The sequence below is a fragment of the Mesorhizobium sp. SARCC-RB16n genome (assembly GCF_008520305.1).
Taxonomy (GTDB): Bacteria; Pseudomonadota; Alphaproteobacteria; order Rhizobiales; family Rhizobiaceae; genus Mesorhizobium.
Genome location: NZ_ML703263.1, coordinates 439,001 through 451,636, shown reverse-complemented (window position 1 = coordinate 451,636; position 12,636 = coordinate 439,001). Strand labels below are relative to the sequence as shown.

The following is a 12,636-nucleotide window of genomic DNA, read 5'->3' as shown; positions in this document are numbered from 1 at the left end:
AAAAACCGGCCGGTCGCAAATCGACCGGCCGGTTTTCCTTGATGCAGTGGCTTGGGCCGCGGTCAGATCATCAGATGACGAATACCCAATTGGCGATGAGCATGACCGCCACGCCGGCGACCAGCGTCAGATAGGGCAGCATGCCCGCCTTTTTGACCGAAAGGTCGGCTCCCGCCATGCCGAGGTCGGCCAGCATATGATCGGGGAATTTGCCCTTGTCCTGGATATAGTGGCGGAAGCAGAACACCGGGATGATCAGCGCGGCCGTGATCAGCCCCGCCCACAGCGCCATCGGGTTCCACACCTTGGCGCCTGCGCCCATGAAGATGGCGTTGACATAGGCGAAGATCGCCCCGATCCCCAAGAGCCAGCTCGGCGCTTTCCATGGCCGTACGATATGACCGTTGTCGATGCGGTGGATCCAGCCGGCATTGAGGTTGAGGAAGTTGAAGATGATGTAGCCGCAGTTCGACACGGCGAGGATGAAGAAGAAGCTCGTCGCGTCGGCCGAGGCGATGGCCAGCACGACCAGATTGAAGCAGAGGTCGGTCCACATGGCCCGCGTCGGCGCGCCATGCTCGTTGACGTGACTGAGATAGCGCGGCAGCCAGCCATCGACCGAGCCCTGGTAGAGCGTGCGCGAGGAGCCGGCCATCGCTGTCATGATGCACAGCACCAGCGCCAGGATCATCAGCATCACAAGCAGACTGTGGATGAGCTTGCCGCCGCCGACCATGCCGGCCAGCGCATCGGCCACGCCGGAGCCATCGACGATCGGCGTCGCCAGCATGCCGTTCAGGCCCAGCACGCCCTGGAAGGTGAAGGGCACCAGGATGAAGAGGAGCATGCAGAGCAGGCCGGAATAGAAGATCGCCTTGAACGTATCGGTGCCGGGGTTCTTGAATTCCGACGTGTAGCAGACGGCGGTCTCAAAACCATAGGTCGACCACGCGGCGATGAACATGCCGCCGAGCGCCAATGTCCAGCCGGCGATGTTCCAGGATCCGGGCTCGGGTGCGTAAGCGGCGGCGAGCGGCACCAGCGGCGAAAAGTTCGACCAGTCGATCTGACCGGTGAAGATCGGCACCACGCCCACGATCAGCATCGGGATGATGACCAGCAGGCCGATATATTTCTGCACGCTGGCGGTGCCCAGGATGCCGCGATGCTGGATCGAGAAGATGATCAGCATCAGCACCGCGCCGATGAAGAAGGTGGCGTTGAGCGTGAACGAAACCGGTCCCAGCGTGTGGCTCCACAGCGTCCAGTTGCGGATCGCCGGCGTCGCCGCGGCCGTCACCGCCGTGATGGCATCGGCGGCACTCGTTCCGGCATGCGCGGCGATGTAGGCGACGACATCGGGCGAGGTTTCGGTGAACAGCGGCACCGGCGCCAGCGCGTTGAGGATGTAGGCGGCGGCGATCGAACAGCCGAGCGACAGCACCGGCGACCAGGCGAACCAGTTGCACCACACCGACAGCGGCGCGATGAACTTGGAATAGCGCAGCCAGGCCGTGGCGCCGTAGATCGAGGCGCCACCAGACTTGTTCGGAAACAGGCCGGCGATCTCGGCATAGGTAAAGGACTGCAGGAAGCCCATGATCATGGACACCGTCCAGATCAGGAAGGCCAGCTTTCCCGTCGTGCCGGCAATGCCGCCGATCGAGAACAGAACCAGCGCCGGAACGCCGCTCGCCACCCAGAAGGCGCCGCGCCAGTCGATATGCCTGAGCAGCTTGCTTTCGGCAGGCTGGTCCAGGACCGTACTTATCGTGCTCATGTCGATGAGTTCCCCTTTTTCGATGTTCCCCGCCAGCGATGCCTCGGCTACGCGAAGCTTGCTCCCCGGCAAATGATTGTTCCGGCCGCAGTGTTTCCACTCAGTCGTATTTTTTTCTTAAGAGTGAAGATTGATCCGGCGCGCTTTCACGTCAAGCGATTTGTGAAGCCATGCACATCACGCTTACGCGCGCGAACGGCAAAGCCTCCGTCGGCGTCGACGACGGAGGCTTTGTGATCCCAAAAGGGCAGCTCAGGAACGTGGTTTGGTCTTTTGCGGATCGTAGTGGGCAAAGGCAACGACCCGCGCCGGCAGCCGCTTGGCATGGCCGTCGAGCTTGCCGATCTCGACCTCCGTGCCGATGGCGGCGTGGGTGACGTCGAGCCGCGCCAGAGCGATGTTCTTGCTCAGCACAGGCGAGCGCATGCCCGAGGTGACGACGCCGATCTGGGCACGGCCGACATGGACGCAGTCGCCATGGCCGACGGCGACATTGCCGTCGATGTCGAGGCCGACCAGTTTCGTCTGCGGATGGTCCTTGCGCCGGATCAGCGCCTCGCGGCCGATGAAATCGTCGGTCTTGCTCTTGAGCGGCACGGTGAAGCCGATGCCGGCCTCGAACGGATCGGTCTGGTCGGAAAATTCGTAACCGGCGAAGATCAGCCCGGCCTCGATGCGCACCATGTCGAGCGCCTGCAAGCCCATCGGCTTCAGTCCGTGCGGCTGGCCGGCTGCCCATATCGCGTCGAACACCTTTTCGGCGTCGCGCGGATGGCACCAGATCTCGTAGCCGAGTTCGCCCGTGTAGCCGGTGCGAGAGACGACGACGGGAATGCCATTGCCCCCACCAATGCGGGCGACCGCGAAACGGAACCATTCAAGTTCCTCGATCGACGGCTGTAAGGGTGAAGTCCAGATCACCTCTTTCAAGATGTCGCGGCTCTTTGGCCCCTGCACGGCGATATTGTGCATCTGGTCGGTGGACGAGCGCACCAGCACGTTGAGGCCGAGCTTTGTCGCCGTCTCGCGCAGCCATTCGCCGGACAGGTCGTCGCCGCCGACCCAGCGGAAATTATCCTTGCCGAGCCGCAGCAGCGTGCCGTCGTCGATCATGCCGCCATGCTCGTAGCACATGGCGGAGTAGACGACCTGGCCGATGCCGAGTTTCTTGACGTCACGGGTCAGCGTGTATTGCAGCAGCGCTTCCGAATCCGGGCCGGTGACCTCGAATTTGCGCAGCGGCGACAGGTCCATGATCACCGCGTCTTGCCGGCAGGCCCAGTATTCGGCGATGGCTCCTTCCCTGGCGAAGGAATTGGCCAGCCAATAGCCCCTGTACTCGACGAAGTCGCGCGTGTGCTTGGCAAAGCTCTGGTGAAAGGCTGTCTCGCGGGTCATTTTCGGTTCCGAATCGGGCGTCATGCGTCTGGCGATCGCTCGCGAGAATTTGTGCTGGCCGGAATAGGTCCGCACGTGGATGTCGGTCAGGTCCCAGCCATTGGCCGGCGTCGTGTCGTCGGGGCAGGCGGAGGAGACGCAGACGATGTCGGTCAGCGCCCTGAGCAGCACATAGTCGCCGGCCCGCGACCATGGCTCGTCCGACACCATGACGCCATGCGCGTCGATCGCCGTGTTGAAGAAGAAATTGATCGCCATCCAGCCGGCGCGGGGATTGACGCCCTTGCCGTCCAGCGCACGGTTGAAATTCTCAGAGCAGTTGGTGTGGCCGGGATAGCCGATATCGTCGTAATATTTGGCAGCGCAGGCGAGCGCGAAAGCGTCGTGCCGGCCGCACGTGTCCTGCACCACCTCGACCAACGGCTCCATGTCCTGGTCATAATATTTCGAATGCAGGCCGGGCATCGGATAGCTCGCGCCCATCAGCGTGCGCGTCGTCGTGACGTCGAGCGGATGGTCGAGCCCCTTGTCCAGCTTGCGCGCCGAGAAACACTGGAAGTCGGTGCACTGGCGCCCGTCGACATCGATGATCTGCAGATAGTCGCCCGCCTTGACGAAATAGGATTCCGCCGTCGCCGAATGGACGCGCAGATCGAGCACCGGATCGGCCAGTGGATCGGCAAGCCGGGATTTTGCCTTCAGGCGGATCGTGTTTCGCCGCACGATGACGCTGAGTGGCGTCGCCGTGTCGTGGCCATCGACCAGCATCGGTCCGCCGGGCGCGCCAATCAGCATCGCACCATCGCGCGCTATCGCGAATGCCTGCTCGGTACCGGCCGGAGTGGCGCCGCCAAACACGCGCACCGCCTTGGCCTGGTCAAGCTGAACCTGGCGACGTTCGAGTCCGCGGCGCAGTGTGCCGAGACTGTCGTCGCCCTCGGCGAGCAGCGCCTTGACGCCGGCGGCATTGCTATTGGATTTTTCGCCGAGAATGCTGGGGTCGGTGACGCCCGACTTGTCCCAGGCCAGCAATTCGCAGGCCTGGCCACCCTCGACATTGCGAACCGTGATCGTGTCGCCGGCCTCGACCTCGATCAGGACCGCGCCATTGCCCTGTACGGTATAGCGCTCCACGCCGGCCGGCAGCGCGATCTGGCCGGGCCGCAGGATCAGGCTTGGCCTGGGCGGTCCGGCTGTCACGGCGGGGTAGGGCGACTGGCTCATCTCAACTCGAGGTTCGAGAAACAAGTTTGCCTGTGTGTAAAATTATTTTAGCAGCAAGAATAGCAGCGGAGCGGAGTTTGGCAAGGCAGGGAAGAAGCGCACAGCTATGCCAGGTCCTCCGAATGCCCGATCTCGACACCATATTCGGCACCCGAGTCCAGCATCGTGTGCCACAGGCTTTCGGCGAAGGTCGCGAACACCAGAACGTTGAACACAGCCTGTTCGTCCGGCGCATCATTGCCGCGCCACAGCATGACGCTGGTGTGGTCCATCGAGGTGGCTGCCGCGGCTCCGACAGGGAACGCCGCCGGATACAGATCGATCGACGACAGCTTGGCGAGCAGGGCGCGCGCCTTGTCGCCGGAAATGCTGATCAACACCCGCGCATGTGACTGGTCCGACAGCGAAGCTGAGGACGAAAACGCCTGGCCGAGCGCGTCCATCCCATGCTTGCCGCCATTCGACAGGACGAAGAACTGGTCCGGTCCCGACCAGATCAGCGTGGCGTCCGAAGCCCGGACTGCCTTCGGCGTTTCCGGAACCGCAACGCCGAAATGCGCACGAGCGGCGCTCGCCATATCAGGCGCCCTGCCGCGCCGCGCAATAACCTGGACGAGGTCGAAATTGCGGATCTCGGTCAGCGCCACGCCGACTTCGCCTTGCGCACCGTGGGCGCCGCCGACAAGCGCGCGATCGAGCGGACTGCGGGTTTCCCACGAAAACTCAGCCACGCTGGCGCCCTCCATCCGGATCGTAGAAGACGGGATTGCAAATCACGGCATCGTAGTCCTCGCCGCGCAGCGGATCATGTGCGTTCACGATCTCGCCAATGCGCTCGCGGCCGCGTTCGACGAGGGCGAGCCCGATCCACTGATCAACCGTCGGCGAGAAGCAGACCGAGGTGACATAGCCTTGGTCATTGCTGGGTCCAGGTGTCTGCCCCTTCGGAATGATATGCGCGCCGGAGCGCAAGCGGTGTGCCTTGTCGACCGGCTTGACGCCGACGACGACCTGCCGATCCGCTGCCACCAGCGCCTCCCGGCCGGCCATGACGCGGCCGATGAAATCCTTCTTGGTCGACATCATCTTGCCGAGGCCGAGATCGGCGGCGGTGGTCGTGCCGCTGAGTTCCGGTCCGGCGACATGACCCTTTTCGATACGCATGACGCCGAGCGCCTCGGTGCCGTAAGGCGTCACGCCGAACGGCTTGCCCGCAATCATCAGATTGCGGGCCATCGCCTCGCCGTAGCGCGCCGGCACCGAAATCTCGAACGCCATTTCGCCGGAGAAGGAGATGCGGAACAGCCGCGCCCTGACGCCGCCGCGCAACGCGACTTCGCGTGCGCCCATGAAGGGAAAACCCTCGTTGGAAAGGTCTTCCGAAGGATCGACGATCTCTTTCAACAGGTCGCGGGTTTTGGGTCCGGCGATCGAAAATTGCGCCCACTGGTCGGAGACCGACGTCAACTGGACATCGAGCTCCGGAAACAACACCTGCCGGCAGAATTCGAGATGCTGCATCACCAGCCCGGCCTTGGCCGTGGTGGTGGTCAGGAAATAGTGGTCCTCGGCCAGCCGCGACGTCGTGCCGTCGTCGTAGACGATGCCGTCCTCGCGCAGCATAAGCCCATAGCGCGCCTTTCCCACCGCGAGGTTGGAGAAGGTGTTGATGTAGACGCGGTCGAGGAAGGCGCCGGCGTCCGCGCCGTGCACGTCGATCTTGCCGAGTGTCGAGACATCGCAGAAGCCGACACCGCCGCGCACCGCCTTGACCTCGCGGGTTACGGACTCCAGCCAGTCCTTCTCGCCGGCGCGCGGATACCATTGCGCGCGCTTCCACAGCCCGGTGTCGACGAACACCGCGCCCTGTTCGACGGCCCAATGATGCGACGGCGTCAGCCGCGTCGCATGAAAATTCTCGTCGCGATGATGGCCGGCGAAGGCGCCGATGGCGACCGGCACATAAGGTGGCCGGTAGATTGTCGTGCCGGTCTCGGGAATGGACTTGCCAGTGACCACCGCCATGATGGCGAGGCCGGCGACGTTCGAGGTCTTGCCCTGGTCGGTCGCCATGCCGAGCGTGGTGTAGCGCTTCAGGTGCTCGACCGATTCAAAACCTTCGCGCTGCGCCAGCTCGATATCGGATGCGGTGACATCATGCTGCTGGTCGACGAAGGCTTTACCCTTGCCGGCAACATGCCAGAGCGGTGTGAGCGAAAACGCCTCGTCGTCGGCCACCGGCGTGGAGCCTGAACCATTGCCATGTCCGGCATCACGTGCAGCCGCCGCGCCCGCCGCAAATCCTTCGCGCAGGCAGGCGCCAAGCCCGAAGGCGCCGTTGGCGGCACCAGCCGCAACCATTCCCGGAGGCGCGCCATCGGGCACGAAGGCGGCGATATCGTCGCGCCATTTCGGCCGGCCGCGATGATAGGAGGTGAGCCCGACCGCCGGGTTCCATCCGCCCGAAACGGCAAGTCCGTCGGCTTCCACTTCGGCACGCGCGCCGCCGGTGAGCGAGACGGAAATCCTGCGCACGCCATTCTTGCCACCATCGATGCCGCTGACGGAGCCATGCAGAACGGGAAAGCCGCCCTTGCTGGCAAGCGAGCGGTGCTCGGGCGAGATTTCCGCGCGCGCGTCGATCACGGCCGCAACCTGCAGCCCGGCGCCGAGTGCTGCCTCGACCGTGCGCCATCCGTCCTCATTGTTGGTGAACAGCGCGATGCGCTTGGCCGGTGCCGCAGCGTAACGTGCGATATAGCTGCGCATCGCGGACGCCATCATCACGCCCGGCGTGTCGTTGCCGGCAAAGACGATTGGCCGTTCGAGCGCGCCTGCCGCGACGACGCAGCGCTTGGCCACGATCCGCCACAGTCGCTGGCGCACCTGGTACTCCGGCGGCGAGGGCAGGTGGTCGCTGACGCGCTCGATCGCGCCATAGGTGCCGCCATCATAGACGCCGAACAGCGTCGTGCGCGTCATGATGCGGACATCAGGCATCGCGACAAGCTCGTCGAGCGTCCGTGAAAGCCATTCGGCCGCCGGCATTCCGTCGATCGTGCCGCCATCCGAAAGCAGACGCCCGCCGAGGATAAAATCCTCTTCGCACAACAGGACGCGGGCGCCGCTGCGGCCTGCCGCGAGAGCGGCCGCGAGGCCCGTCGGGCCGGATCCGGCGATCAGCACGTCGCAATGCGCCCAAGCCTTGTCGTAATGGTCGGGATCGGCGATGCCCGCTGCGCGGCCGAGGCCGGCGGCGCGGCGGATCGCCGGTTCGTAGATCGCCTCCCAGAACTTCGCCGGCCACATGAAGGTCTTGTAGTAGAAGCCGGCGACGAAGATCGGCGCGAACAGTTGGTTGACCGACATCACGTCGAAGTCGAGCGACGGCCAACGGTTCTGGCTGGCGGCGACGAGCCCGTCATAGAGCTCTGCCGTCGTCGCCTTGGTGTTCGGCTCGCGCCGTGCACCGCTGCGCAGTTCCACCAGTGCGTTGGGCTCTTCCGACCCGGCCGTCAGGATGCCGCGCGGGCGGTGATATTTGAACGAGCGGCCGACCAGCTTGACGCCGTTGGCAACCAATGCCGAGGCAAGCGTGTCGCCTTTGAAACCGGAGAAGCTCTTGCCGTCGAAGCGGAAGTTGAACGGCGCGGAGCGGTCGACGAGACCGCCGTTGGCCAGGCGATTGGATTGAAAGGAAGTCACGATGCACGCCTCACAATCGGAAGGCTTGCGCCGTCCCTCATCGCCCTGCCGTGCACTTCTCCCCGTATAGTGACGGGGAGAAGGGGGCTGGCCGCAACGCCGGCTCCCTTCTTGCAACGTTGGCGATTGGCGAAATCGGCGACGGCAGCACCCCTCTCCCCGTCCCTATACGGGGAGAGGATGCCGGCAGGCAGGTGAGGGGCGACGCCGAGTTGACAGAAGATATTCATTTCGCAACCTGCCTGGCCCCGGCACCCGCCGCCGGTTCGACCGCTGAAATCTCGTGCGTCAGCGTGTTGCGAGTGACCTTCAGCCAGGCCCGGCAGCCGCCGCCATGGTACCAGTTCTCATCCATCACACCGGCGATGTTGTCGCGCAGATAGACGTAATCGTAGACCTCGTCTTCGGATGCTCCAGGTGCCGGCCGCACCGGCTTGGCGTCGCCGAGATAGGTGAATTCGCCGAGTTCGCGTTCGCCGCAGAAGGGACAGACAATGCGCATGTGACCGTCCTCAGTGCAGGTTCGGTTGGGCGCCCTGGCCCTTTTCGTCGATCATGGCGCCAGTCCGGAATCGGTCCAGGCGAAACCTTGCAGCTTCCTCGTGCGATTCGTCGCGGGCAAGCAGATGGGCGAAGACAAAGCCCGAACCCGGCGTCGCCTTGAAGCCGCCATAGCACCAGCCGGCATTGAGATAGAGCCCGTCCACCGGTGTCTTGTCGATGATCGGCGAGCCGTCCATCGACATGTCCATGATGCCGCCCCATTGGCGCAACAGGCGCACGCGGCCGATCATCGGCATCAGTGCCATGCCGCCCTCGCAGACATCTTCCATGACAGGCATATTGCCGCGCTGGGCGTAGGAATTGTAGCCATCGATGTCGCCGCCGAAGACCAGCCCGCCCTTGTCGGATTGGCTGACATAGAAATGGCCGGCCCCAAACGTCATGACGCCGGGGATGAGCGGCTTGATCGCCTCCGAGACGAAGGCCTGCAGCACATGGCTTTCGATCGGCAACCGCAGGCCGGCCATTGCAGCGACCCGCGACGAGGAGCCGGCCACCGCCATGCCGACCTTGCCGGCGCCGATCCTGCCGCGCGAGGTCTCGACGCCGGTCACCTTGCCGTTCGCGTCCCTGACAAAGCCGGTGACTTCGCAATTCTGGATGATGTCGACGCCAAGTTCGCTGGCAGCGTGGGCATAGCCCCAGGCCACGGCATCATGCCGCGCCGTGCCGCCGCGCCGCTGCAGCAATCCGCCCTGCACGGGAAAGCGCGCATTGTCGAAGTTCAGGAACGGGATCATCTTCTTGACCGCCGCCAGGTCGAGCAGTTCGGCGTCGATGCCGTTGATGCGCATGGTGTTGCCGCGCCGCGCATAGGCGTCGCGCTGCGCGTCGGAATGGTAGAGGTTGATGACGCCGCGCTGGCTGACCATCGCATTGTAATTGAGATCCTGCTCCATCCGCTCCCACAACTTCATCGACAATTCGTAGAAGCCGGTATTGCCGGGCAGGCCGTAATTGGAGCGGATGATGGTGGTGTTGCGGCCAGCATTGCCGGAGCCGATCCAGCCCTTTTCCAGCACGGCGACATTTTTGATGCCGAACTCGCTGGCCAGGAACCAGGCGGTGGCGAGCCCATGGCCGCCGCCACCGATGATCACCACATCGTAGCGGTCCTTCGGGGCGGCGTCGCGCCAAGTGCGTTGCCAGTTCTTGTGGCCGGAAAGAGCGGCGCGGGCGAGCGAGAAGATCGAGTATTTCATACGTTCATTCCGAGGTCGCTCGCCCCAAACAGGAACTTTCCTGACGCATCGGATTCGCCGAAAACCGTGTCACACTTTTCGGTCCGATGCTCTAGATGTCCAGCGTGTGGTCGCGCTCCCATTGCGTGAAGTGCGAAGCATAGGAATTCCATTCCTGATGCTTGAGCTTTAGATATGCCGACGAGAATTCCTCACCCAGCGCCGCCTTAAGCGATTTGTCCTTGTCGAACTCGCGCAGCGCATCGAGCAGGTTGAGCGGCAGCTTCGGTGCGCCCTTCACCGTGTGGCCGTGTTGGTACATGTCGATGTCGTAGCGCTTGCCCGGATCGGCCTTCGAGCGGATGCCGTCGAGGCCGGCGGCGATGATGACTGCCTGCAAGAGATAAGGGTTGGCGGCGCCATCCGGCAGGCGCAATTCGAAGCGGCCGGGGCCAGGCACTCGCACCATGTGGGTGCGGTTGTTGCCGGTCCAGGTCACCGTGTTCGGCGCCCAGGTAGCGCCCGAAATGGTGCGCGGCGCGTTGATGCGCTTGTAGGAATTCACCGTCGGGTTGGTGATCGCGGCGAGCGCCGAAGCATGCTTCATGATGCCGCCGAGGAAGTTCTTGCCCTTGGCAGAAAGACCGAGCTCCATCGAATTGTCGGCGAAGACATTGGTCTTGCCCGATTTGTCCCAGACTGAGATATGAGCATGGCAGCCATTGCCGGTCAGGCCCTGGAAGGGTTTGGGCATGAAGGTGGCGCGTAGCCCATGCTTTTCCGCGATCGACTTGACCATGAACTTGAAGAAGGAATGCTTGTCGGCGGTCGGCAGCGCGTCGTCGAAGGCCCAGTTCATCTCGAACTGGCCGTTGGCGTCCTCGTGGTCGTTCTGGTAGGCGCCCCAGCCGAGCGCCAGCATGTGGTCGCAGATCTCGGCGATGACATCGTAGCGGCGCATCACGGCTTGCTGGTCGTAGCAAGGCTTCGATGCCGTGTCGTATTCGTCGGAGATCGCCTTGCCGTCCGGCGAGATCAGGAAGAACTCGGCCTCGACGCCGGTCTTGACATGCATGCCGTCGGCGGCGGCCTCGGCGATCAGACGCTTCAGCGTGTTGCGCGGCGCCTGGTCGACCTCCTTGTCATCCATGATGCAGGTGGCGGCAACCCAGGCGACTTCAGGTTTCCATGGCAGCTGGATGACCGAGTCCGGATCCGGCACCGCCAGCATGTCCGGATGCGCCGGCGTCAGATCGAGCCAGGTGGCGAATCCGGCAAAGCCGGCACCGTCCTTCTGCATGTCTGATATCGCCTGCGCTGGCACCAGCTTGGCACGCTGGCCACTGAACAGGTCAGTGTAGGAAATCATGAAATATTTGACGCCGTGCTCTTTGGCGAATGCGGCGAGATCGTTCCCCATTATAGTTCCTCGCTTATGTCTTTGGATGTGTTCTAGAAGCCGTTCTTCCCCGGTATCCAGTTGGTGCCGGCCAGCGGCACGCCAGCCATGGCGGCTGCCTCGATCGTCAAAGCGACGAGGTCCTCGGGTTCGAGATTGTGCAGGCTGTTCTTGCCGCAGGCGCGGGCGATCGTCTGCGCCTCCAGCGTCATCACCTTCAAATAGTTCGCCAGCCGGCGCCCGGCGGCCACGGGGTCGACCCGCTTCATCAGTTCCGGGTCCTGCGTGGTGATGCCGGCGGGGTCTTTGCCCTCATGCCAGTCGTCATAGGCGCCTGACGTAGTGCCGAGTTCATTGTACTCCGCCTCCCAGCGGGGATCATTGTCGCCGAGCGCCACGAGTGCCGCCGTGCCGATCGATACCGCGTCAACGCCGAGTGCCAGCGCCTTGGCGACATCGGCGCCGTTGCGGATGCCGCCGGAGACGATCAGTTGCACCTTGCGGTGCATGCCGAGATCCTGCAGGGCCTGCACGGCCGGCCTTATGCAGGCGAGCGTCGGCTGGCCGACATTTTCGATGAACACTTCCTGCGTCGCTGCCGTGCCGCCCTGCATGCCGTCGACGACGACAACATCGGCGCCGGCCTTCACCGCGAGTGCTGTATCGTAGTAGGGGCGGGCGCCGCCGACCTTGACGTAGATCGGTTTTTCCCAGTCGGTGATTTCACGCAATTCGAGGATCTTGATCTCGAGATCATCCGGACCGGTCCAGTCGGGGTGGCGCGAGGCCGAGCGTTGGTCGATGCCTTTGGGCAGCGTGCGCATTTCGGCGACGCGGTCGGAAATCTTCTGGCCGAGCAGCATTCCGCCACCGCCGGGCTTGGCGCCCTGGCCGACGACCACTTCGATGGCATCGGCGCGGCGCAGGTCACGCAGGTTCATGCCATAGCGCGACGGCAGGTACTGATAGACCAGTTGCTTGGAATGGCCGCGCTCTTCCTCGGTCATGCCGCCATCGCCGGTCGTGGTCGAAGTGCCAGAAAGCGTCGCGCCGCGCCCGAGCGCTTCCTTGGCCGGGCCGGACAACGAGCCGAAGCTCATGCCGGCAATGGTGATCGGGATCTTCAGCTCGATCGGCTTCTTGGCATGGCGTGATCCCAGCACCACGGATGTGTCGCACCGCTCGCGATAACCTTCCAGCGGATAGCGCGAGATCGAGGCGCCGAGGAACAAAAGGTCATCGAAATGCGGCAGCTTGCGCTTGGCGCCGGCCCCTCTGATATCGTAGATGCCGGTCGCCGCGGCGCGGCGGATTTCGGAAAGCGTGTAGTCGTCGAAGGTCGCGGATTTGCGCGGCGTCGTCGGCGGGTTGCGGTACGTCATCTT

At 63.8% G+C, this 12,636-nt stretch carries 8 protein-coding genes; all 8 read right to left on the bottom strand.

The genetic code is table 11. The annotated features are described in order from the left end of the window. Positions 1–70 precede the first annotated feature (70 nt). Entirely contained in the window at positions 71–1,780 is a 1,710-nt protein-coding gene (locus C7I87_RS10770) for a trimethylamine N-oxide permease (RefSeq protein WP_149904167.1), read from the bottom strand. A gap of 252 nt (positions 1,781–2,032) precedes the next feature. After that, positions 2,033–4,402, bottom strand: a complete 2,370-nt coding sequence (locus C7I87_RS10765; protein ID WP_149904166.1) for a trimethylamine N-oxide demethylase — start codon at positions 4,400–4,402, stop codon at positions 2,033–2,035. Between the two features lie 104 nt (positions 4,403–4,506). Further along, positions 4,507–5,133: a sarcosine oxidase subunit gamma gene (locus C7I87_RS10760; protein WP_149904165.1), complete on the bottom strand. Its 627-nt coding sequence runs from the start codon at positions 5,131–5,133 to the stop codon at positions 4,507–4,509. Further along, entirely contained in the window at positions 5,126–8,107 is a 2,982-nt protein-coding gene (locus C7I87_RS10755; protein WP_149904164.1) for a sarcosine oxidase subunit alpha, read from the bottom strand. Before C7I87_RS10755 ends, C7I87_RS10760 begins: the two co-directional genes overlap by 8 nt. Positions 8,108–8,333: 226 nt before the next feature. Then, positions 8,334–8,609: a sarcosine oxidase subunit delta gene (locus C7I87_RS10745; RefSeq protein WP_140617375.1), complete on the bottom strand. Its 276-nt coding sequence runs from the start codon at positions 8,607–8,609 to the stop codon at positions 8,334–8,336. Positions 8,610–8,619: 10 nt separating this feature from the next. Next, a complete protein-coding gene (locus tag C7I87_RS10740) occupies positions 8,620–9,873 on the bottom strand; it encodes a sarcosine oxidase subunit beta family protein (RefSeq protein WP_149904162.1) in 1,254 nt (417 codons plus the stop codon). Between the two features lie 91 nt (positions 9,874–9,964). Next, a complete protein-coding gene (gene glnT, locus C7I87_RS10735; protein ID WP_149904161.1) occupies positions 9,965–11,272 on the bottom strand; it encodes a type III glutamate--ammonia ligase in 1,308 nt (435 codons plus the stop codon). Between the two features lie 32 nt (positions 11,273–11,304). Beyond that, a complete protein-coding gene (locus tag C7I87_RS10730) occupies positions 11,305–12,633 on the bottom strand; it encodes an FMN-binding glutamate synthase family protein (protein ID WP_015318914.1) in 1,329 nt (442 codons plus the stop codon). Between the last annotated feature and the right edge of the window lie 3 nt (positions 12,634–12,636).